We start from the raw sequence: 20,993 nt of genomic DNA, 5'->3' as shown, positions 1-20,993 counted from the left end.
TGGTGCGAAGGAAGACATCATGAATTCGAACGACAATCCGTTTGCCTCCGATCAGGGCGGTTACGGCGCACAGACGGTGGGTTTCGGCGCGGCCGGTAACGGTGCCGCTCAGCCCGCGCCTGCAATGGGCGGCGCGCCGGCGGGAGACCTGATCAAGGACACGACAACCGCCGATTTCCAGCAGGACGTGATCGCGGAATCGCGCAACCAGCCGGTTCTGGTCGATTTCTGGGCGCCGTGGTGCGGTCCGTGCCGGCAATTGACGCCGCGCATCGAGGCTGCGGTGAAACAGGCCGGCGGCAAGGTCAAGCTGGTCAAGATGAACATTGACGATCACCCGGCGATTCCGGGCCAGATGGGCGTTCAGTCGATTCCGGCCGTGGTCGCCTTTCACAACGGCCAGCCGGTGGACGGGTTCATGGGGGCGGTGCCCGACAGTCAGCTGAACGAGTTCATTGCCAAGCTTGCCGGTGCGTCGAAGGGCGACGACAAGGAAAAGGCGATCGAGCAGGCGCTCGGCGCGGCCGAAGCGGCGCTCGAGGCCGGTGACACGGGCCAGGCGGCGCAGATCTACCAGATGATCCTGCAGCAGGTTCCCGACAACGCCGCCGCCTATGCGGGGCTTGCGGGCATGCTGCTTGACGCGGGCGAGACGGCTCAGGCGAAGCAGATGGTCGAAGGCGCGCCGGAAGGCATCGCCGAATCGGTGGAACTGGGCTCCATCAAGGCGCGGCTGGAACTGGCCGAAAAGGTCGCGGGTCTAGGCGATCCGGCGGAGCTGGAACGCCGGCTGGCCGAAAAGCCGGACGATCACGATGCCCGTTTCGACCTTGCGCAGATCCGCGCCGCGACCGGCGATCGGGCCGCTGCGGCGGACTTGCTTCTCGAGATCATGAAAGCGGATCGCGAATGGCGCGAGGATGGCGCGCGGCTGGAACTTCTGAAGTTCTTCGAGGCGTGGGGGCCAACCGATCCGGCGACCTTGAAGGCGCGGCGCAAGCTTTCGGCGCTGCTGTTTCGCTAAGGGGGCGTCCCGCCCCTTGAGTTTGGCGGCGTCCGACACAGATTCGAAATGGTGAACCCGGGGAGGAGCGCTTTCGAAAATGCAGGCCGGCAACAAGACATACAGCACCGAAAAGGACATCCCGGCTTGCGTGCCGGTGTTTCCCCTGTCGGGCGCGCTGCTTTTGCCCGGCGGGCAGATGCCCCTGAACATCTTCGAACCGCGCTACCTCGAAATGATCGACACCGCGCTTCGCGGCGATCGCACGATTGGCATGATCCAGCCGAAATTCTCCGGTGACACCGGTTCCGCCGACAGGCCGCATCTGTGCGCAGTCGGTTGTCTCGGCCGCATCGCCTCCTTCGCCGAAAGCGGAGACGGGCGCTATCTGATTTCGTTGCAGGGGATATGCCGTTTCCGCGTCGCGGAGGAACTGGCCGTGCGCACACCGTTCAGGCAGTGCCGCATCAGCCCTTTCATTTCCGATCTCGACGAGGATGCGGATGGGTCCTGCGTCGATCGAGAGGCGCTTTTGCGCGTGTTTCGGGCCTATCTGGAAGCCAATGAACTCGAGGCCGACTGGGAAAGTGTCAAGCGTGCCGGCAATGATACGCTGGTCAACGCGCTGTCTATGATGTCGCCCTACGGACCGGCGGAAAAGCAGGCGCTGCTCGAAGCGCCCGACCTGAAGAACCGCGCCGACACGCTGATCGCGATCACCGAGATGGCTCTGGCGCGCGACACGGATGACTCCGCGCCGACGCTGCAATAGGGTCGCTTCGAAGGCGGAGCGCGACATGTCCAAGACCACTGCAGACCTGCCCGAAGAAGGGCGCGCCGAGAAGAGCGAGGGGATCGATCCGAAGCTGCTCGATCTGCTCGTCTGCCCGCTGACCAAGACGCGTCTGACATTCGATCGCGAGCGCTGCGAACTGGTGTCGGACGCGGCGAAGCTCGCTTATCCGGTGCGCGGCGGCGTGCCGATCATGCTGCCGTCGGAAGCGCGTTCGCTCGACAAAGCCTGAATGGCGGATAGGCTGGCGGGAACCGAATCGGGGAACGCGGCAGGTGGAAGAAAAGCCGAAACGAAAACGCGGAGAGGCCCGTCGCGAGGCGCTGGTCCAGGCGGCGGCGGAGCTGTTCTGGACACGCGGTTTCGAGGCATCGAGCCTCGCCGATATCGCTGGCGCCGCCGATGTGCCGCTCGGCAATGTTTATTACTATTTCAAGACAAAGGGCGATCTCGCCGGCGCGGTCGCCGATCTCTTCGTCCACCAGACCGAAACGCTGATCGAGGATGTGCGCACGGAGACGCCGGAGCCGCGCCGCCGGCTGAAACTGCTGGTCGCACGATTGCAGGCGGGCCAGCAGAGCCGGGTGCAGCATGGCTGTCCGATCCTCGCGGGTGCGCGCGAGTTCCGCCACACGCTGCCTGAACATGGCGCACGCGCGGCCGAGAGCTTTTCCCTCCTGACCGGGTTCGTGGCGACGGAACTCGGGCGCACGGGCCTCAGACCGTCCATTGCATTGCAGCGCGCGCGTGCGGTCATCGCGGACTGGCAGGGCTCGATCGCGCTTGCCCATGCGCTCGGCGAGCCGCCGGTTCTGGCCGAGTGCTTTGCCCGCATGGAACGCACGCTCGGTCTCGCTTCCGCCTGACTTTCGCCTCCGGTTTCAACCGAATGATCCGCTTGTGAACTGATTGCCGATGCGTTCGTCGATTTTTCTGTCGCGGCACTCCCCGGTGAGAAGGCCGCGAAATCTGTCAGATCGGCTCGCCGCGCAAAAGACGCGGGGCCGGACCGGAAAGCCCGGCTGCCTGTCCGATGAAAAAATTCTTCACGCCCGGCATGCGGTCGACCAGGCCAAGGCCAATATCGCGGACGGCCCTGAGCGGCGTGAAGTCGTTGGAAAAGAGCCGGTTGAGCACGTCCGTGGTCACGCCCATCTGCCAGGTGTCGAAACGCCGCCAGCGCTCGTAGCGCTGCAAGACGTCGAGCGCCCCGAGGTCGAGGCCCAGCCGGTCGGCCTCCACCACCGTCTCGGCGAGCGCGGCGGCATCCTTGAAGCCGAGATTGAGACCCTGGCCGGCGATCGGATGGATGCCATGCGCCGCATCGCCGACCAGCGCCACGCGCGGCTTGACGAAGTCCCGCGCCAGGGTGAGACCGAGCGGATAGGCCCGTTTCGGACCTTCGACCCGGATTTCGCCAAGCTTCAGGCCGAAGCGCTGTTCCAGTTCGACATCGAAGGTGAAATCGTCGCCGGCGAGCAGCCTTTCGGCGGTTTCCTTGGTCTCGGACCAGACGATGGAAGACCTGTTTCCCTTCAGGGGCAGGATCGCGAAGGGGCCGGCGGGCAGGAAATGCTCCTCGGCGCGCCCTTCATGCGGCCGCTCATGCGCGATCGTGGCGACAATGCCCATCTGGCCATAGTCCCAATGCACGGTCTTTATGCCCGCGAGGCCGCGCAGCGCCGATTTGACGCCATCGGCTGCGACCAGCAGCCGCGCCTTGACCTCCTCGCCGTTGGTCAGAGTGACGGTCAGTGGCGCGCCTGGCGCCTCCTCGGAAAAGCCGGAAACGGCCACGCCCTGCGAGATGGTGACGCCCGAGGCCTCGCATTTCGCGCGCAGCGCGCCGTTGAGTGCGGCATTGGGCAGCATGTGGGCGAAGGGTTCTCCTTGCTGCACCTCGCCGTCGAATGTGAGGAAGACAGGCCTCGTCGGGTCGCCGGTCTTCGAATCGGTGACGATCATTTCCCTGATCGGCTCGGCATCTTCCAGCAGTGCATCCCAGCAACCAAGTTCGGCGAGCATGCGCGAAGCGGCCGCCGCGATCGCGGAGGCACGCGCATCCTTTTTCCAGACGCCTTCGGGCGCAGGATCGACCACACGGATGACGAGATGCGGCGCGGCATGCGCGATCGCCGCGGCGGTCGCAAGCCCGACATAACCGGCTCCCGCGATCAGGATATCCGGATTTTCGGGCGCTTTGGCTGAGCCTTTTGCCGTGGTCTTGCGCTTGGCGGTGGTGGCCATAGTGTTCTCCGTGGCGCGGAACCTGTCGCGCCGTAAACTTGACTTGTCCGGCTTCCCCTGTAGCAAAGCGCGGTCACATATCCAAACCGGATCACCGTCATGTCATCTGCCATCGAGGAACTGATCTCCATTCTCGACCTGGAGGATCTGGAGCGCAATCTGTTCCGTGGTCGCAGCCCGCAAACAGGGTGGCAGCGCGTCTTCGGCGGCCAGGTGATCGCGCAGGCGCTGGTCGCCGCGCAGCGCACGGTCGAGCCGGACCGGGCCGTGCATTCGCTGCATTGCTATTTCATGCGGCCGGGCGATCCGGCGGTTCCGATCATCTACGAGGTCGACAGGATCCGCGATGGCGGCAGTTTCACGACGCGCCGTGTCGTGGCGATCCAGCATGGCCACGCGATCTTCTCGCTGTCGGCCTCGTTCCAGATCGACGAACCCGGCCTCGAACATGCCATCGAGATGCCTGAGGGTATTCCGGGTCCGGAAACGCTGCTGCGGGAGAAGGACCTGATCGCCCAGTTCTTCGACCAGTTGCCCGAGCACATCAAGCGATACTGGCTAAGCGAGCGGCCGATCGAGTTGCGCCCGGTCTCGCTGACCCACTACATCACGCGCGAGAAGCTGCCGCCGAAACAGCATATCTGGGTACGCGCCACCGGCGAGATACCCGATGACAGGGCGCTGCAGTCGGCGGTCCTGGCCTATCTGTCGGACATGACATTGCTCGACACGTCGCTTTTCGCGCATGGCCGGTCCGTCTTCGATCCGGAGATCCAGGCGGCGAGCCTCGATCATGCGATGTGGTTTCACCGCCCGCACAAGCTCGATGACTGGCTTCTCTACACCCAGGACAGCCCGAACGCGTCCGGCGCGCGGGGCTTTACCCGCGGCTCGATCTACGCGACCGACGGGACATTGGTCGCATCGGTGGCACAGGAAGGCCTGATCCGGTTGCGGACCAAAAACGCCTAAAAATTCATCATTTCCTCGTATTTTGCCAATTTGTCAGGCGGCATTCTGGTGAATTTCCGGTCATCCAGAAGATAACTCCCCAATTTGCGGCGATTCGGGCGAAGCGTGAACTGGCATGGCTTTTGATTATAGAACTGCGCCGGGATCGGTCCGGCGCGGGCGAAACCGCTCATTTGTCAGGGAGGAGCCGTCATGAAACTCATCATGGCCATCATCAAGCCGTTCAAGCTGGACGAGGTGCGCGAGGCGCTGACCGACGTCGGTGTCGAGGGGCTGACCGTATCCGAGGTCAAGGGATATGGCCGCCAGAAGGGCCACACCGAGATCTATCGCGGCGCGGAATACGCGATCAGTTTCCTGCCGAAGATCAAGATCGAGATCGTCGTCGATGACGACATGGCCGACAAGGTGATCGACGCCGTTTCCGGAGCCGCCAAGACCGGCCAGATCGGCGACGGGAAAATCTTCGTCTACAGCATAGAAAACGCGGTGCGCATTCGCACCGGTGAAACCGACTCCAGCGCGCTCTGACGCGGGATTGCACAGGGGCTTTCCATGAAAAGCAAATATCTCTCCGGCGCGGCGGCGCTTTTCTCACTCCTCGTTTCGACCGGGGCGGTCTTCGCCCAGGATGCCGCGACGACGACCATCGACAAGGGCGATACCGCCTGGATGATGATGTCGTCGCTGCTCGTCCTGTTCATGGTCATTCCGGGCCTTGCACTTTTCTACGGCGGTCTCGTGCGGGCCAAGAACATGCTCTCCGTGCTGATGCAGTGCACGCTGATCACCTCGGTGGTCATGATCATCTGGGTCCTGTGGGGTTACTCCTTCGCCTTCGGGGGATCGACCAGTCCGTTCTGGGGCGGTCTTGGAAAGATGTTCCTCGCCGACGTGACGATGGACAGCGAGGCTGCGACCTTCACCGACGGCGTCATGATCCCCGAATATGTCTTCATCTGCTTCCAGATGACATTCGCCGCCATCACCCCGGCGCTGATCGTCGGTGCGTTTGCTGAGCGCGCCAAGTTCTCCGGCGTGATGCTGTTCACCGTGTTGTGGGTCACTTTCATCTATTTCCCGATCGCCCACATGGTCTGGGATGGATCGGGCCTGATCTTCAACTGGGGCGCGATCGATTTCGCCGGCGGCACCGTGGTGCATATCAATGCCGGCATCGCGGGGCTTGTCTGGGCCATCATGCTTGGCAAGCGCATCGGCTTCGGCAAGGACAACATGGCCCCGCACTCGATGACGCTGACCATGGTCGGCGCGGCGATGCTGTGGGTTGGCTGGTTCGGCTTCAATGCCGGCTCCAATCTCGAGGCGACCTCCAACGCGACACTGGCGATGATGAACACCTTCATCGCGACGGCCGCCGCGGTTGTTTCCTGGTCGGTGGTGGAAGGCTTCATGCGCGGCAAGTCCTCCGGCCTTGGCGCTGCATCGGGCATGGTGGCGGGTCTCGTCGCCGTCACGCCGGCCTGCGGTACCTCCGGTCCAATGGGCGCACTCGTGCTCGGTCTCGCCGTCTCGCCGATCTGCTACTTCTTCGTGACGACGATAAAATCGAAATTCGGCTATGACGACAGCCTGGACGTTTTCGGCGTCCACGGCGTCGGCGGTATCGTCGGCGCGATCGGCACCGGCATCCTGTGCGCGCCGTTCCTCGGCGGAACGGGCTATGTCGTGGAGGCCGGCACGATGGGCGCGCAGGTCCTCGCGCAGGTCCAGGCCGTGCTGCTTACCGTGGTGTGGTCGGGCGTCGGTTCCGCGGTGCTGATCCTGATCACGAAGGCGATCACCGGAATTCGCGCCAGCAGCGATGCGGAGCGCGAGGGCCTCGACCTCGCCTCCCACGGTGAATCGGCCTATCACGCCTGAAAACAGGGATAATTCTCCCGACAGGAAACCCGGGTTTCGGCCCGGGTTTTTGGTTTCCGAAGCGTAAAGATTAAGAAATCATCAAGATTTCAGAAATGCCTAATAATTAGGCATGTTGCACTGCATATGAATCGGTGCGACAAAAAGCATCACGTAAATATGCTTTTTTTTCAACGCGTTGCACGGTTTTCGACAATTTGGCACGGGTCTTGAATGGTGTTTCCCGACAGCGTTCGGCATCGATGTCGCGCTGCACCCAGTATCGCCGGCCAGCCGGCGAAAATGAGTAAACATAGGGAACTACAGCGCATGAAAATAGTCATGGCCATCATCAAGCCCTTCAAACTGGATGAGGTGCGCGAAGCTCTCACCGGGCTTGGCGTCCAGGGCCTGACCGTCACCGAGGTGAAGGGGTATGGGCGTCAGAAGGGGCACACCGAGATTTATCGCGGAGCGGAATACGCCATCAGCTTCCTCCCGAAGCTGAAGATCGAGCTCGCGGTCGACGACGACATGGTCGAGAAGGTGATCGAAACCATCTCCGGAGCGGCCAAGACCGGCCAGATCGGCGACGGCAAGATCTTCACCTACACGATCGATCAGGCCGTTCGTATCCGTACGGGCGAAACCGATTCCGAAGCGCTTTAAGGCGCCGGTGCAAGTTACTTCAGGAGTTCAATCACAATGACCATGTCCAAAGGTTTTCGATACGGCCTCGCCGGCCTTGCCGCAGCGGTGGCGTTGAGTGCGGGACCCGCATTCGCGCAGGACACCGAAGCGGCGGCAGAGGCCGCGTCCACCGTGGCTTCGCCCGACGTGCAGTATATCTTCAACACGTTGCTGTTCCTTATCGGCGGCTTCCTCGTGATGTGGATGGCCGCGGGCTTCGCCATGCTCGAGGCCGGCCTCGTGCGTTCCAAGAACGTGTCGATGCAGTCCCTCAAGAACATCGCGCTCTATTCCATCGCCGGCATCATGTACTGGCTGGTGGGCTACAACCTCATGTATACCGGCGTTGACGGCGGCTACATGGGGTCCTTCGGCACCTACGCCTTCGATCCGGTTGGCGGTGACGCTCTCGACGTCGGCTATTCGACGGCTTCCGACTGGTTCTTCCAGATGGTGTTCGTCGCAACAGCTGCCTCGATCGTGTCCGGTACGGTCGCCGAGCGCATGAAGCTCTGGCCCTTCCTGATCTTCGTCGTCGTCCTGACCGGCTTCATCTACCCGATCGCCGGTTCCTGGCAGTGGGGCGGCGGCTGGCTCTCAGAGATGGGCTTCTCCGACTTCGCCGGTTCGACGCTGGTTCACTCGGTCGGTGGCTGGGCTGCTCTCGCCGGTGCATTGCTGGTCGGCGCGCGTGCCGGCAAGTATGAAGGCGGCAAGATCAACCCGATGGTCGGCTCTTCGATCCCGCTCGCCACGCTCGGTACGTTCATCCTGTGGCTCGGCTGGTTCGGCTTCAACGGCGCGTCTCAGCTCGCCATGGGCACGATCGCCGATGTCACGGACGTCTCGCGCATCTTCGCCAACACCAACCTGGCCGCCGCGGCCGGCGTGGTCGCCACCACCATCCTTCTGCAGGTCCTCTACAAGAAGGTCGACGTGACGATGGTGCTCAACGGCGCTCTTGCCGGTCTCGTCTCCATCACTGCCGAGCCGCTGGCTCCGGCCGTATGGCAGGCGCTTCTGATCGGCGCAGTCGGCGGTGCCATCGTGGTGTTCACGGTTCCGCTGCTCGACAAGCTGAAGATCGACGACGTCGTCGGCGCAATCCCGGTCCACCTGTTTGCGGGTATCTGGGGCACGCTGATCGTTCCGTTCTCCAACGCCGACACGAGCTACAGCACGCAGCTGGTCGGTATCGTCGCCTACGGTGTCTTCACGCTGGTTGTCTCCTTCGTCGTCTGGTTCATCCTGAAGGCGATCATGGGCATCCGCGTCTCCGCCGAGGACGAGATGATCGGTCTCGACAAAGCCGAAACCGGCGTCGAGGCTTACCCGGAATTCTCTCGCGGCTGACGTCGCGCGTGAAACCCGGAGACGGGCGATACCTCCTCCCATCGCCCGTCTCCGTGACTTGATCCCGTCGTGATGTTTGACATCACACCAACTGGCCCGGTCTTCGTGACCGGGCCTTTTTTGTGCCCGCGCGCGATCTCCTGCCGGACGCGATTGCATGGTTAATGCCTGTTTAACCAAGCTTTACTAGGCTGCGGCCGGGAAATTGTGTCCGCCGCCGTGGCGGAGGGAAGACGGGAATTTCGGATGCACGCCGATCACGCCATATCACTTCACGCCGACCGGACGATGGGGAGGAGCCATCGCCGCGACCGATCACTGACCGCGGGCATGGCCGATCTCGTTCGCCGCCAGGTGGAGTTCATGGCCGGCATCCTTCTCTGGGTGCTGAGTGCCTTCGCGCTTTTTGCGCTGGCCACCTGGAACGCCGGCGATCCAAGCTGGAGCTATGCCGCCGACGCGCCGGTCAGCAACGCGATGGGCTATCCCGGCGCGATCGTTTCCGACATCTTCATGCAGTTCTTCGGCCTCGCCGCGCTTCCCGCCCTGCTGCCGACCGTGTTCTGGGGCTATGCGCGCATTCGCGGCCGCTACTGGCCGCATGCCGCCCGCCGGCTGGCGATGTGGCCAATTGCGGCCATCCTGGCCGCGGCCGTCGCCGGCTGTTTCCCGATGACCGGCACCTGGCCGCTACCGACAGGCCTCGGCGGCGTGTTCGGCGACATGGTCCTCAGGCTTCCGGGCATGCTGAGTGGCGGCTATCCCGCGGGATGGATGCGGGTCCTGTCGTTCATCGTCTTCGCGCCGCTCGCCTTCTACGCGCTGGCGGTTTCCTGCGGCTTCCTTTGGGGCGCTGCCGACGCGATTCCGGTCCGTGAAGCGGAAACCGATATCGAAGACGACGAGGACGAGGACGCCGACGGAAACGGCCGCTTCGTCACGATCGGTGCGCTGATCCATGGCTACTATACGGCGCGTGCGGCGGTGCGGCGGATGTTCCGGTCGCGCCGTGCCCATGTTCGCGATGTCGCGCCTCCGGACGTCGGCGAGCGCCGGGAACCGGGCTTCGGTGACGAAGCACCGTTCGATCCCGATTTCGACCTTGGCCCAGACGACGATATCGACACCGAACCGCAGGACGACTGGGCGCCGCGAGCCGCGCCTGCGACATCGGATCATGCCGATGCAGGTCCGTCTTCGCGCGTGGCGTCCGCCGCGCCAAAGCCGAAACCCAGCGTTCGGGTTCAGCGCGAAGCCCAGGCGAGCTTCATCCAGGACGCCGGTTTCGAATTGCCGGCCATCCATATGCTCGCCGAGCCGAAGAACCAGAGCAAGGATCCGGGCCTCTCGCCGGAAGCGCTGGAACAGAATGCGCGACTGCTCGAAGGCGTGCTGGAGGATTTCGGCGTGCGCGGCGAGATCATCCATGTGCGTCCGGGTCCGGTCGTCACGCTTTACGAACTCGAGCCCGCGCCGGGCATCAAGTCCTCGCGCGTCATCGGACTGGCCGAGGACATCGCGCGGTCGATGAGCGCGATCGCCGCGCGCGTCGCCGTCGTTCCCGGCCGTAACGCGATCGGTATCGAATTGCCGAATGCGCGGCGCGAGACGGTTTTCCTGCGCGAGCTCATTTCCGCGCAAGCCTACGACAATTCCAAGGCCAAGCTGGCGCTGACGCTCGGCAAGACGATCAATGGCGAGGCGGTCATCGCCGATCTCGCCAAGATGCCGCACCTGCTCGTCGCCGGCACGACCGGCTCCGGCAAGTCGGTTGCCATCAACACGATGATCCTCTCGATCCTCTACAAGATGTCGCCCGAGGAATGCCGCCTCATCATGATCGACCCGAAAATGCTGGAACTGTCCGTCTATGACGGCATTCCGCATCTGCTGACGCCAGTGGTGACCGACCCGAAAAAGGCGGTCGTGGCGCTGAAATGGACCGTCCGCGAGATGGAACAGCGCTACAAGAACATGTCGAAGATCGGCGTGCGCAACATCGACGGCTTCAACGCCAAGGTGCGCGAGGCCCAGAAGAAGGGCAAGGAGATCAGCCGCACGGTGCAGACCGGGTTCGACCGCGAGACCGGCGAGGCGATCTACGAAACCGAGACGCTCGATCTGGAGGCGATGCCCTATATCGTCGTCATCATCGACGAAATGGCCGACCTGATGATGGTCGCCGGCAAGGACATCGAAGGCGCGGTACAGCGGCTTGCCCAGATGGCGCGTGCTGCCGGCATCCATGTCATCATGGCGACGCAACGTCCGTCGGTCGATGTCATCACCGGCACGATCAAGGCGAACTTCCCGACGCGCATCTCCTTCCAGGTCACGTCGAAGATCGACAGCCGCACCATTCTTGGCGAACAGGGCGCCGAACAGCTGCTCGGCATGGGCGACATGCTCTACATGGCCGGCGGCGGGCGCATCCAGCGCGTGCACGGCCCGTTCGTCTCCGACCGCGAGGTCGAGGATGTCGTGGCACATCTCAAGATGCAGGGCGTGCCGGAATATCTGGAAGCGATCACCGAGGACGACGACGAGGACGGCGGCGATGGTGGTGGCGGCGGCAACAGCGGCGATATGGGCGATTCCGAGGACCCCTACGACCAAGCGGTGGCGGTCGTGCTGCGTGACGGAAAGGCATCGACCTCCTATGTGCAGCGCAGGCTGGGAATCGGTTACAACCGGGCGGCCTCGATCATCGAGCGGATGGAGGATGAGGGTATTATCGGACCCGCGAATCATGCCGGCAAACGCGAGATCCTGGTGCCAACCGAAAACGACGAGATGTAGTCGGCGCACTGTGGCCGACGCCACAGAGCCGCCCAACTGTATGATTATCTATCGCGTACAAACAACAAATCGGAAAACCGGCTGGAGCGGTTCATGACGGATCACACTTTCGCAAAACCGATGGCGATCACGCGGCGCGGCCTTGTTGCCGGCGCCATGGCCACGGCAATTGCAATCACGGCGCTGCAACCCGCCTTCGCGGCGCCCGAGACGGCGCAGCGAATCGCCAATCACTTCTCGAATGTCCGGTCCATGGCCGGCGAATTCGTGCAGTTCGGTCCGTCCGGCGAGCAGACCGGCGGAAAGTTCTATATCGAGCGGCCGGGCAAGCTTCTTTTCCTCTATGAGAATCCGTCGCCGATCCGCGTCGTGGCCGACGGCAAGTCACTCGTGGTCAACAACAAGAAGCTGGACACCTGGAGCATTTATCCCCTCGGCAAGACACCGCTCAATGTGCTGCTCGGCGACCGGATCGACCTGAGCGGCGATCGGGTGCGCAATGTGAGCGAAGCGGATGACCTGACCACGATCGTCATCGGCGACAAGCAGATCTTCGGCGACAGCCAGATCACGATGATGTTCGACCCGAAGAGCTTCGATCTGCGTCAGTGGACGATCCGGGACGCGCAGGGCAAGGACACGACTGTCATGGTCTACAACGTCCAGCAGGGTGTGCGCTTCGGCAAGGGGACGTTCGACATTCCCTATCAGAAGATCAACGAAGATCGTTTCCGCTCCGACTGACGCCCGTATCCGTCTCTAAATTGTGGGTTGCCGGCGCGAAGGCGCCGGCTGGCGCTTGCCATAGACCCGGTGCGTTGAGACAAGCAATCGAACGCACCGAGGGCCTCCCATGACATTTTCCGTCGCCACGTGGAACATCAACTCCGTTCGCCTGCGTCTGCCGATCGTCGAGTCGTTCCTGCAGACATATCAGCCCGATGTGCTGTGCCTGCAGGAAACGAAGTGTCCGAACGATCAGTTTCCGACAAAGGCCTTCCACAAGCTCGGATATACGAATGTCGAGATCCACGGGCAGAAGGGCTATCACGGCGTTGCCACGATCTCGAAACATCCGCTGGAGGAGGTCGTATCGCGCGATTTCTGCGGCATGGGCGATACGCGTCATCTCGACAGCATCGTGAGGGCGCCGGGCCGCAGCATCAGGGTTCACAATTTCTACGTGCCCGCGGGCGGCGACGAGCCTGACCCGGCAATCAACCCGAAGTTCCGCCACAAGCTGGATTTCCTGGACGAGATGCGATCGATTCCGGCCGATCCGGGCAAGGCGGATTCCGCGATTCTCGTCGGCGATCTCAACATCGCGCCGCTGGAGACCGACGTCTGGTCGCACAAACAATTGCTGAAAGTCGTCAGCCACACGCCGTTGGAGACGGAGACGCTCGAAGATCTGCGGATGAAAGGCGGATGGTCGGACCTGATGCGGGTGTTCATCCCGCCGGAAGAGAAGATCTTCACGTGGTGGAGTTACCGGGCTCGCGACTGGGATGTAACGGACAGGGGCCGGCGCCTCGACCACGTCTGGGGATCGCCGGATCTCGAAAGCCTGGTCGAGGACATTACCGTATTGCGCGAGGCGCGCGGCTGGGAAAAGCCGTCGGATCACGTGCCGGTCATCGCCCGCTTCGCAATCTGAGGGCTAAAAGCGGCTTTCAGCTGTCGTTGAAATGAACGTCCAGTTCGCCGATGCTGCGCAGCAGCGCGCGAAGTTGCTTGCTCAGCTTCGCATGCAGATAGGCGGCGCTTTCCGGATATTCCTCCAGCATCCGCTTGAACAGGCTGCGATTGATGCGCAGTAGTTTCGTGTCCTCGGCGGCCACCGCACCCGTGAGACGCGTGGTCTCGGTAATCAGCGCCAGTTCGCCGAGGATCATGCCTGGTTCGATGCGCTTGAGAACACGGCGGCCGTTCTGCGAGTCGCGGAAAAGGTCGATCGCGCCGGACACGACGATGTAGCCGCAATCGGCGCTGTCGCCGTCACGATAGAGGTCCGTGCCCTCGGCAAGCGACTTGCTCTCCGCGCCGAAGGCAAGCAGACGCAACTGCTCGCTGGACAATTCCTCGAACAGTGAAACACCGGAGATGATGCGGATGTCGTCTTCAAGAGACAAAAGCTGGACCCGCCGCGCAAAAACTCAGTAAAGCCGCTGTTATATGACCGATTCGCGAATGAAAAGTCCGGGCGGGCGGAACGCCCGGTTTATCCGGACACAATGCGCTTCAATACCGTAATCTGGCGGATCACGGGTTCAGCTTGTAGCCGCCGCTCTCCGTCACGAGGATTGCCGCGTTGGACGGGTCCTTCTCGATCTTCTGGCGAAGCCGGTAGACATGGGTCTCCAGCGTGTGGGTCGTCACGCCGGAATTGTAGCCCCAGACTTCCTCGAGCAGCGTATCGCGCGTCACCACCTTGCGGTCGGCGCGGTAGAGATACTTGATGATCGCCGCTTCCTTCTCGGTCAGCCGGATTTTCGACCCGTTTCCGTCGATCAGCAGCTTCTGGCTCGGCTTGAACGTGTAGGGCCCGACGACGAAAGTGGCATCCTCGCTCTGCTCGTGCTGGCGAAGCTGCGCGCGGATGCGGGCCAGCAGCACGGCGAACTTGAACGGCTTGGTGACATAGTCGTTGGCACCGGCTTCCAGTCCGAGAATCGTGTCGGAATCCGTGTCGTGGCCGGTCAGCATGATGACGGGGGCCTTGAACCCGGATTTGCGCAGCAGTTTCACCGCCTCGCGCCCGTCCATGTCGGGCAGGCCCACATCGATGATCAGGAGGTCGATCACGCTGCCGCGGGCGGCCTGGATGCCCTTCGTCGCGGTGGCCTCCTCCATGACCACGAATTCCTCGTAGAGTGAGAGCTGTTCGACCAGCATCTCGCGCAGGTCCTCGTCGTCATCGACAAGGAGAATTGTCCGTGGATTCATCGGCTGTCTTGCCTCGATCGTCAGTTTTCTTGCGTTTTCACGCTGTTTACACATTTCCTGTCATGAAAATGTGAACGGCGAAAGCGCTTCACGCAGCATTGCACCAAGTTGTGACTGATCGGTCATAAACGTGAGCGAAAAAGGGCAGGCGGAAAAACAGCGTGATTTCAACCATCTTTGTTCGACGGGCGGCGCGCGATGGGCGCAGGGGCGTGCTGGTTGCCGGCGGCTGGAGCTTCGATTGCGCGCTCGGGCGAAGCGGCCTGCGACCGATCAAGCGCGAAGGCGACGGCGCAACACCGATTGCGGCGATGCGTATCGTTTCCGGCTGGTTTCGAGCCGACAGGATGCCACGGCCGCGAACGGCGCTGGAGCTGGAACCGATCGGGCCGCGCGACGGCTGGTGTGATGCGCCGACGGACCCCAATTACAACCGGCCGGTGCGCCTGCCGTTCGGGCCAAGTCATGAGGCGATGATGCGCGCCGACCGGCTCTACGACGTCTGCCTCGTGCTCGATTGGAACCTTCCGCCCTTCGGATGCATGCGAAATGGCGGTTCGGCGATCTTCCTGCATGTCGCCAAGCCGGGTTTCCCGCCGACGGAAGGCTGTATCGCAGTCGCGCCGGAAACGATGCGCCGGCTGCTGCCGCGCATCGGCTCGTCGACGATGGTTCGAACGCTGGCCTAGTGCTTTTCAGGTTGCAACGGAATCAGAATGCATTGCCTCTCGCCTTTGGCTCGAACGCGCATTCCGATTCTGGTTGTTTAACAAAGACCTGAATTGCACTAGACGCCGAAGGCGCCGAGAATGCCGCCCATCAGCAGCGCAACGATCAGCCAGTGCAGGCCGTCGATCAGGCTGAGATCCCATCCAAAACCCTGATAACGCTGGTTGACGGTCAGTGTGGTGGCCATGAATCCAAGCCACAGCAGGAATCCGGAAATCAGGCCGGTTTTTATGCTGACGTCACCGAAATGGCCGATGACGCCGGCCATGACCCACGCCATGATCAATTCACAGACGAAGCCGACGACCATGAGCGGCAGCGACATCTTGGCGTCGGCCGGATCGATTCGCGCCGCTTTCATCCACGTCTTGCCCATCCAGCCATAATAGATCGCGCCGGCCAGATAGGCCGCGACCGCCGCGACGAGGATCGCGATGTAGTTCGCGCCGCCAAATGACATGAGTTTTCCCTCCCCTAAATCACTCCCGTGGAGAGGAAACACCGCGGCACGGGAAAACTCAAGCAGCCGGGCGCGCTACGGTTCCGAATCGCCATACACATGTGCGCTTCACCTCTGCATCCTCCAGCGCCCGCGTCACCGGTACGGCATAGTCGGCGAGAAGGGTGAGATTTTCGCGCGGCAGGTAGGCGCGGCCGGGATCGCCGATCAGGATCTCCGTGCCGCTGTCGGCGAGCGTTGAAAACCACGGGATGAGGAGGGAGCTCATCTCCCGGTCGAAGAACACGTCACCGGCGAGCACTGTCTCGATCTGCGGCAATGGGCTGCCAACGAGATCGCGGTCCTCACAGGCGATATCGACACCGTTCAGCGCCGTATTGAGCGTTACGGCGGTTTCGCAGAACGGGTCGATGTCGGCGGCGGTCACGGATTTCGCGCCGGCCAACGCCGCCGCGATGGCGACGAGGCCGGAGCCGGTCGCGAAGTCGAGCACCCGACGGTTTTGCACGCATGCGGGATTGTCGAGAACATAGCGCGCCAGGCCCTGCCCGCCGGCCCATGCGAAAGCCCAGAAGGGCGGCGGCAGGCCGATCTGCGCCAGTTCCTCCTCCGTCTTGTGCCAAAGGTCGTGCGCCTCGTCGGCGATGTGCAGGTGGATTTCCGGCACATGCGGCGGCGTCATGATGGCGGTGTTGGCGCGGATGAAGCCGGCCTTGTCGCCGTTCATCGGATCAGCCCGCTATTTCGGCGGATTGTCGAGCCCGCCCATGCGGCAGACCTCGATCCACTCGGCCTCGGTCACGGGCTGGACGGACAGGCGCATCGAGGTCACCAGCGACATCTCCGCGAGTTTCGGGTTGGCTTTCACGTCCTTCAGCGTCACCGGCTTCGGCATGTCGCACACCGCCTTGAGGTCGACGCACTCCCATCGCGGGTCGTCGGTGGTCGAATCCGGGTGGATCTCGTTACAGACCTCGGCGATGCCGACCACCTCAAGCCCCTCGTTCGAGTGGTAGAAGAAGCCCTTGTCGCCGAGTTTCATGGCGCGCATGTTGTTGCGCGCCTGGTAGTTGCGGATGCCGTCCCACTCCTCGCCGGCCTCGCCCTTGTCTTTCAGCATCTGCCAGGAAAACTTGAAGGGCTCGGATTTGAACAACCAGTAATTCGCCATGAAACGTCTCCGGACCGGAATTTGTGCTGCGCCCTTGCTAGCGAACACGGCGGCGCGGTCAAGTCTCGGTCTTGAGCGGCCGTGACATCAGTTCGGACATGGCCGCTTCGACGGTCAGATTGCCGGCGAGAATGGCGTCGATGGCCGAGATGATCGGCGCGTCGAGGTCGTGTCCGTGCGCCAACCTCGCCGCCACCGACGCGGTAAAGACGCCTTCGGCAAGCGGCCGGTTCGATAGATCCTCGCCGCGGGCAAGCGCCGCGCCATAGGCGAAGTTGCGCGACTTCTCGGATCCGCAGGAAAGGATCAGGTCGCCGAGGCCCGACAGGCCGGCCAGCGTGTCGGGTTTCGCGCCGAGCGCATCCGCGACGCGCTGCAATTCAGCGAATCCCCGCGTCGTCAGGGCGGCGACGGCGCTGGCGCCCAGATTGGCGCCGTGGACGATGCCGGCGGCGATCGCCAGCACGTTCTTCAGCGCACCGCCCAGTTCGACCCCCATCAGGTCGTCGGAGGCGTAACAACGCAGCGTTTTGCTCGACAAGACTTCCGCCAGTGCCTTCGCCGTTTCGAGATCGTGGGCGGCGACCGTTACCGCAGTGGGTAGGCCCGCCGCGACGTCGGCGGCGAAACTGGGGCCGGACAATACGGCGGAGCGGTCCCGTCCCGCGACATCGTCGATGATCTCCGACATGGTGTGACTGGTCTCGCGGTCGATCCCCTTTGCGGTCGACACGAAAACCGATCGGGGGGCCGTCGATCCGAGCGTGTCCGCAAGGAAATCGCGAAGCGTCTGCGCTGGCACGGCGAGTAGGATCACGCCCGCGCCGTCCAGCGCTTCGGCCATGTTTCCTGTTGCGCGCAGAGTTTCCGGCAAGGCGATATCGCCCAGATAGCGTGGATTGCGATGTTGGCTGTTGATTGCGGCGACGGAGTCGTCAGCGCGCGCCCAGAGCAGGCAGTCGCGTCCCGCGCGGGCGAAGGAAGCGGCAAGCGCGGTGCCCCATGCGCCCGCGCCGAGCACGGCGATGCGGCTTTCCGTCGGAGCGCTTTTCATGCCTTCGCTCCCCGGCGACCGCCGCCGATGAGCGCTTCCGCCGACGGGTCCAGTGGCCAGCGCGAACGCGGCGCGACATCACGATTGCCGGTTTCGCCGGCCTCGAACCGTTCGAGACCGGCCCAGGCGATCATCACGGCGTTGTCGGAACAGAGATTGAGCGGCGGCGCGTGCAGTTTGAAATCATTGGTGGCACAGAGATCGCCCAGCCTTGTCCGGATCGCGGCATTGGCGGCAACCCCGCCCGCGACGACCAGCGCCGCCGGTCCGTCGCCGAACTCTGCGCGGTAGAGCGCGAATGCCCGTCCGATCCGATCGGCGAGCGTATCGGTGACGGCGGTCTGGAACGAGGCGCAGAGATCGGCGATATCCGTCTCGGTCAATGGTGCAAGCGCGGTTGCTTCGCGCCGTACGGCTGTCTTGAGGCCGGAAAAGGAAAAATCGAGCCGCTCCTCGCCCTTCATCGGCCGCGGGAAGGCGAAGCGTTTCGGATCGCCTTTCGCGGCTTCGCGTTCGACCGCCGGTCCACCGGGATAGGGCAGGCCCAGAAGCTTGGCGGTCTTGTCGAAGGCTTCGCCCAGCGCATCGTCGATGGTCGTGCCCCAGCGGCGATAATCTCCCAGCGCATTGACCAGCAGGATCTGCGTGTGCCCGCCCGAAACGAGCAGCAGGAGATAAGGAAAATCGAGGTCGTCGGTCAGGCGCGGCGTGAGGGCGTGGCCTTCGAGATGGTTGATGCCGATCAGCGGCAGGTTGCGTGCCGAGCAGATCGCCCGCGCCGTCATGACGCCGACCATCAGCCCGCCGATCAAGCCGGGACCCGCGGTCACCGCGACGGCGTCGATCTCGTCGAAACCAGTTCCCGCTTCTGCCATGGCGCGCGCGATGATCGCGTCCAGTCCCTCGACATGGGCCCGCGCCGCGATCTCCGGCACAACCCCGCCATAGGCGGCATGGTCGGCGATCTGGCTGTAGACCGTGTTGGAGAGGATTTCCGCCGGTGCGTCCGGCGCGGCGCGGCGCACCACCGCAGCGGCGGTCTCGTCGCAGCTCGTTTCGATGCCAAGCACAGTGGTCATGGAGGTCGGCGCCGCTTTCTGAAACGCCGCGTCATTGGGTGCGGTTGCCGATGCGCGGAATTGGGGTTACCTGTCCGGCTTCGGGTATCACGGAACGGCGGGCTTGCAAACAATCATGGCGGCAGCGGAAAAAATCAGGATCGGCACGCGCGGCAGCCCGCTCGCGCTCGCGCAGGCGCACGAGGTTCGTGACCGACTGGTCGACGCGCACGCCATCGCGCCCGACATGATCGAGGTCTGCGTCATCTCGACGGCTGGCGACCGCATTCAGGACAGACCTCTCTCGGAAGTCGGCGGCAAGGGGCTTTTTACCCTGGAACTGGAGGAACAGCTTCGCGACGGTCGGATCGATCTCGCCGTGCATTCCTCGAAGGACATGCCGACCGTGCTGCCCGAAGGGCTCGCCATTACCGCTTTTCTCGACCGTGAGGACCCGCGCGACGCCTTTATCTCGAACAAGGCGAAATCGCTGGCGGATATGCCGGAGGGCGCGGTGGTCGGTTCCTCGTCATTGCGCCGGCAGGCGATGATCCGGCGGATTCGGCCAGATCTTTCGGTTGTTCAGTTTCGCGGCAATGTGCAAACGCGGCTGCGCAAGCTCGAGGAAGGCGTCGCGGATGCGACGCTGCTCGCCAATGCCGGGCTGCGCCGGCTCGGCATGGAACACATCATCACCGATCTGATGCACCCCGATGTCTTCCTGCCCGCACCGGGGCAGGGTGCGATCTGCATAGAGGCTCGCGCAGGCGATCCTCGCACCGACGCGCTGGTCGAGCCTCTCAACCATGAACCGACGGCGACAGCGCTTGCCTGCGAGCGGGCGTTTCTCGCGGAACTCGATGGTTCCTGCCGAACGCCGATCGCAGGGCTCGCCCTCGTGACCGAAAGCGGGATCGCCTTTCGCGGCATGATCCTGACCCCCGACGGTACGCAGGCGCACGAGATCGCGAAGGACGGCCCGATGAGCCAGGCCGCCGATATCGGCCGCGCTGCGGGGCGGCATCTGCGCCTTGAAGCGGGCGACGGTTTCTTCGCCTCGTGGTCGTGAGCGGATCCGGCGCTCCCCTCGTCTGGATCACCCGCCCGCAGCCGGGCGCGGACAAGACCGCCGCCGCGCTGGCTGATGCGGGATACAATTTCCTCGTTCTTCCGTTGACCGAGATCGTCGCGTTCGATCCGGAAATCGATCCGGGCGATATCGAGCGTGCGGATTTCGTCGTTGCGACCAGCGCCAACGCGTTTCGTTTTCTACCCGAGCCGCTTCTTGCGGCCCTTGCGGACAAGCCGGTCTATGCGGTCGGCGACGCCACGCGCGCCGAAGCCTTGGCGCGGGGTTTCGTTCACGTCCGCTCCGCCGACGGCGCGGTGGACGACCTCGTGTCGCTCGTTTCCAGGGCGGAGCCAGTCAGCGCCCGCTTTGTCTATCTTTGCGGAAAGGTGCGTACCGGCGACCTTGAGCACAAGCTGGTCGGGAGCGGCTTCGAGGGGGGGCTCGCGATCGTCTATTCGAGCAAAATAGTCAGTCGTATGACTTATTTATTGACCGACGCCTTGTCGCACCGCAGGCCGGACGCCATCCTGTTTCATTCCGCGCTATCGGCACGCGCATTCGCCGATGCGGTTTCGACAAAAACCGAAGATCTATTTGAAAATACTCGATTTATCGCGATTTCGGCGCGTGTCGCTGATGCCTTGCCTGACACTTTCAGGCCCCGCGTGATGGTTGCTACCGCGCCTAACGAACACGCTCTATTGGAAGCCTTGCGTGCGACAGTGCCGTCGTCGGGCGCCTGAATTTCAATCAGGCGCTTTTGCTTTGCGAAAGGCATGCTAA

At 63.2% G+C, this 20,993-nt stretch carries 23 protein-coding genes; 15 read left to right on the top strand and 8 right to left on the bottom strand.

Annotated features, from left to right (window positions below; all coding sequences use genetic code 11):
• The first annotated feature begins 19 nt into the window (after positions 1–19).
• The 4 genes from trxA (at position 20) to LC343_RS12990 (ending at position 2,662) form a co-directional block, all read left to right on the top strand.
• Positions 20–1,024 carry a thioredoxin gene (trxA, locus tag LC343_RS13005; RefSeq protein ID WP_223477568.1) on the top strand — a complete coding sequence of 335 codons (1,005 nt, stop codon included), beginning with the start codon at positions 20–22 and terminating at the stop codon, positions 1,022–1,024.
• A gap of 79 nt (positions 1,025–1,103) precedes the next feature.
• On the top strand, positions 1,104–1,775 hold the full coding sequence (locus LC343_RS13000) for an LON peptidase substrate-binding domain-containing protein (protein WP_223477567.1): 672 nt from the start codon (positions 1,104–1,106) through the stop codon (positions 1,773–1,775).
• A 25-nt stretch (positions 1,776–1,800) separates the two neighbouring features.
• Positions 1,801–2,028 (top strand): Trm112 family protein, encoded by a 228-nt coding sequence (locus LC343_RS12995; RefSeq protein ID WP_223477566.1) that lies wholly within the window; start codon positions 1,801–1,803, stop codon positions 2,026–2,028.
• 43 nt (positions 2,029–2,071) lie between these two features.
• On the top strand, positions 2,072–2,662 hold the full coding sequence (locus LC343_RS12990) for a TetR/AcrR family transcriptional regulator (RefSeq protein ID WP_223477565.1): 591 nt from the start codon (positions 2,072–2,074) through the stop codon (positions 2,660–2,662).
• 106 nt (positions 2,663–2,768) lie between these two features.
• Here LC343_RS12990 and LC343_RS12985 read toward each other — a convergent pair whose 3' ends face one another.
• Positions 2,769–4,043, bottom strand: coding sequence for a ubiquinone biosynthesis hydroxylase (locus tag LC343_RS12985; protein WP_223477564.1), 1,275 nt, complete (start codon positions 4,041–4,043; stop codon positions 2,769–2,771).
• 99 nt (positions 4,044–4,142) lie between these two features.
• On the opposite strand from LC343_RS12985, the gene tesB reads away from it, so the two are divergent.
• From tesB to xth, 8 genes are all read left to right on the top strand, one after another.
• Positions 4,143–5,015 carry an acyl-CoA thioesterase II gene (gene tesB, locus LC343_RS12980; RefSeq protein WP_223477563.1) on the top strand — a complete coding sequence of 291 codons (873 nt, stop codon included), beginning with the start codon at positions 4,143–4,145 and terminating at the stop codon, positions 5,013–5,015.
• A gap of 192 nt (positions 5,016–5,207) precedes the next feature.
• Positions 5,208–5,546 carry a P-II family nitrogen regulator gene (locus tag LC343_RS12975; RefSeq protein WP_223477562.1) on the top strand — a complete coding sequence of 113 codons (339 nt, stop codon included), beginning with the start codon at positions 5,208–5,210 and terminating at the stop codon, positions 5,544–5,546.
• Positions 5,547–5,570: 24 nt separating this feature from the next.
• Positions 5,571–6,899 (top strand): ammonium transporter, encoded by a 1,329-nt coding sequence (locus LC343_RS12970; RefSeq protein WP_223477561.1) that lies wholly within the window; start codon positions 5,571–5,573, stop codon positions 6,897–6,899.
• A gap of 309 nt (positions 6,900–7,208) precedes the next feature.
• A complete protein-coding gene (locus LC343_RS12965) occupies positions 7,209–7,547 on the top strand; it encodes a P-II family nitrogen regulator (protein ID WP_223477560.1) in 339 nt (112 codons plus the stop codon).
• 36 nt (positions 7,548–7,583) lie between these two features.
• Positions 7,584–8,921, top strand: a complete 1,338-nt coding sequence (locus tag LC343_RS12960) for an ammonium transporter (protein WP_223477559.1) — start codon at positions 7,584–7,586, stop codon at positions 8,919–8,921.
• A 288-nt stretch (positions 8,922–9,209) separates the two neighbouring features.
• The gene (locus LC343_RS12955) at positions 9,210–11,720 is read left to right on the top strand and encodes a DNA translocase FtsK (RefSeq protein WP_223477712.1); all 2,511 of its coding nucleotides are present in this window, start codon (positions 9,210–9,212) and stop codon (positions 11,718–11,720) included.
• 93 nt (positions 11,721–11,813) lie between these two features.
• The gene (locus tag LC343_RS12950) at positions 11,814–12,464 is read left to right on the top strand and encodes an outer membrane lipoprotein carrier protein LolA (RefSeq protein WP_223477558.1); all 651 of its coding nucleotides are present in this window, start codon (positions 11,814–11,816) and stop codon (positions 12,462–12,464) included.
• A gap of 109 nt (positions 12,465–12,573) precedes the next feature.
• Entirely contained in the window at positions 12,574–13,377 is an 804-nt protein-coding gene (xth, locus tag LC343_RS12945) for an exodeoxyribonuclease III (RefSeq protein WP_223477557.1), read from the top strand.
• A 16-nt stretch (positions 13,378–13,393) separates the two neighbouring features.
• Here the strand turns inward: xth and LC343_RS12940 are convergent, their stop codons facing one another.
• Positions 13,394–13,852, bottom strand: coding sequence for a cyclic nucleotide-binding domain-containing protein (locus tag LC343_RS12940; protein WP_223477556.1), 459 nt, complete (start codon positions 13,850–13,852; stop codon positions 13,394–13,396).
• A gap of 130 nt (positions 13,853–13,982) precedes the next feature.
• The gene (locus LC343_RS12935) at positions 13,983–14,666 is read right to left on the bottom strand and encodes a response regulator transcription factor (protein WP_223477555.1); all 684 of its coding nucleotides are present in this window, start codon (positions 14,664–14,666) and stop codon (positions 13,983–13,985) included.
• 161 nt (positions 14,667–14,827) lie between these two features.
• On the opposite strand from LC343_RS12935, the gene LC343_RS12930 reads away from it, so the two are divergent.
• Complete coding sequence (locus LC343_RS12930) at positions 14,828–15,355, top strand: L,D-transpeptidase family protein (protein WP_223477554.1); 528 nt, start codon at positions 14,828–14,830, stop codon at positions 15,353–15,355.
• A 98-nt stretch (positions 15,356–15,453) separates the two neighbouring features.
• Here LC343_RS12930 and LC343_RS12925 read toward each other — a convergent pair whose 3' ends face one another.
• The 5 genes from LC343_RS12925 to tsaD are packed head-to-tail and all read right to left on the bottom strand — an operon-like array spanning position 15,454 to position 19,159.
• Entirely contained in the window at positions 15,454–15,855 is a 402-nt protein-coding gene (locus LC343_RS12925; protein WP_223477553.1) for a DUF1761 domain-containing protein, read from the bottom strand.
• A gap of 58 nt (positions 15,856–15,913) precedes the next feature.
• A complete protein-coding gene (locus LC343_RS12920; protein WP_223477552.1) occupies positions 15,914–16,582 on the bottom strand; it encodes a class I SAM-dependent methyltransferase in 669 nt (222 codons plus the stop codon).
• Positions 16,583–16,594: 12 nt separating this feature from the next.
• The gene (locus LC343_RS12915; RefSeq protein WP_223477551.1) at positions 16,595–17,026 is read right to left on the bottom strand and encodes an EVE domain-containing protein; all 432 of its coding nucleotides are present in this window, start codon (positions 17,024–17,026) and stop codon (positions 16,595–16,597) included.
• 58 nt (positions 17,027–17,084) lie between these two features.
• Positions 17,085–18,080, bottom strand: a complete 996-nt coding sequence (locus tag LC343_RS12910; protein ID WP_223477550.1) for an NAD(P)H-dependent glycerol-3-phosphate dehydrogenase — start codon at positions 18,078–18,080, stop codon at positions 17,085–17,087.
• Positions 18,077–19,159, bottom strand: a complete 1,083-nt coding sequence (gene tsaD, locus LC343_RS12905) for a tRNA (adenosine(37)-N6)-threonylcarbamoyltransferase complex transferase subunit TsaD (protein WP_223477549.1) — start codon at positions 19,157–19,159, stop codon at positions 18,077–18,079. The genes LC343_RS12910 and tsaD overlap by 4 nt, the downstream gene beginning before the upstream one ends.
• Before the next feature lie 103 nt (positions 19,160–19,262).
• On the opposite strand from tsaD, the gene hemC reads away from it, so the two are divergent.
• Together hemC and LC343_RS12895 are read left to right on the top strand one after the other, a co-directional pair.
• Entirely contained in the window at positions 19,263–20,207 is a 945-nt protein-coding gene (gene hemC, locus LC343_RS12900; protein WP_428982550.1) for a hydroxymethylbilane synthase, read from the top strand.
• Positions 20,198–20,953: a uroporphyrinogen-III synthase gene (locus LC343_RS12895; protein WP_338018588.1), complete on the top strand. Its 756-nt coding sequence runs from the start codon at positions 20,198–20,200 to the stop codon at positions 20,951–20,953. Before hemC ends, LC343_RS12895 begins: the two co-directional genes overlap by 10 nt.
• Positions 20,954–20,993: the final 40 nt, after the last annotated feature.

It is taken from the genome of Oricola indica (assembly GCF_019966595.1).
GTDB lineage: Bacteria > Pseudomonadota > Alphaproteobacteria > Rhizobiales > Rhizobiaceae > Oricola > Oricola indica.
The sequence above is the reverse complement of the archived record's forward strand: the minus strand, read 5'-3'. Positions and strand labels throughout refer to the sequence as shown.

Bases quoted from the DNA above. Each gene is read 5' to 3' on its own strand.
- trxA (WP_223477568.1), top strand. From the start codon at position 20: ATGAATTCGAACGACAATCCGTTTGCCTCCGATCAGGGCGGTTACGGC.
- LC343_RS13000 (WP_223477567.1), top strand. From the start codon at position 1,104: ATGCAGGCCGGCAACAAGACATACAGCACCGAAAAGGACATCCCGGCT.
- LC343_RS12995 (WP_223477566.1), top strand. From the start codon at position 1,801: ATGTCCAAGACCACTGCAGACCTGCCCGAAGAAGGGCGCGCCGAGAAG.
- LC343_RS12985 (WP_223477564.1), bottom strand. From the start codon at position 4,043: ATGGCCACCACCGCCAAGCGCAAGACCACGGCAAAAGGCTCAGCCAAA.
- tesB (WP_223477563.1), top strand. From the start codon at position 4,143: ATGTCATCTGCCATCGAGGAACTGATCTCCATTCTCGACCTGGAGGAT.
- LC343_RS12975 (WP_223477562.1), top strand. From the start codon at position 5,208: ATGAAACTCATCATGGCCATCATCAAGCCGTTCAAGCTGGACGAGGTG.
- LC343_RS12970 (WP_223477561.1), top strand. From the start codon at position 5,571: ATGAAAAGCAAATATCTCTCCGGCGCGGCGGCGCTTTTCTCACTCCTC.
- LC343_RS12965 (WP_223477560.1), top strand. From the start codon at position 7,209: ATGAAAATAGTCATGGCCATCATCAAGCCCTTCAAACTGGATGAGGTG.
- LC343_RS12960 (WP_223477559.1), top strand. From the start codon at position 7,584: ATGACCATGTCCAAAGGTTTTCGATACGGCCTCGCCGGCCTTGCCGCA.
- LC343_RS12955 (WP_223477712.1), top strand. From the start codon at position 9,210: ATGGGGAGGAGCCATCGCCGCGACCGATCACTGACCGCGGGCATGGCC.
- LC343_RS12950 (WP_223477558.1), top strand. From the start codon at position 11,814: ATGACGGATCACACTTTCGCAAAACCGATGGCGATCACGCGGCGCGGC.
- xth (WP_223477557.1), top strand. From the start codon at position 12,574: ATGACATTTTCCGTCGCCACGTGGAACATCAACTCCGTTCGCCTGCGT.
- LC343_RS12935 (WP_223477555.1), bottom strand. From the start codon at position 14,666: ATGAATCCACGGACAATTCTCCTTGTCGATGACGACGAGGACCTGCGC.
- LC343_RS12925 (WP_223477553.1), bottom strand. From the start codon at position 15,855: ATGTCATTTGGCGGCGCGAACTACATCGCGATCCTCGTCGCGGCGGTC.
- LC343_RS12920 (WP_223477552.1), bottom strand. From the start codon at position 16,582: ATGAACGGCGACAAGGCCGGCTTCATCCGCGCCAACACCGCCATCATG.
- LC343_RS12915 (WP_223477551.1), bottom strand. From the start codon at position 17,026: ATGGCGAATTACTGGTTGTTCAAATCCGAGCCCTTCAAGTTTTCCTGG.
- LC343_RS12910 (WP_223477550.1), bottom strand. From the start codon at position 18,080: ATGAAAAGCGCTCCGACGGAAAGCCGCATCGCCGTGCTCGGCGCGGGC.
- tsaD (WP_223477549.1), bottom strand. From the start codon at position 19,159: ATGACCACTGTGCTTGGCATCGAAACGAGCTGCGACGAGACCGCCGCT.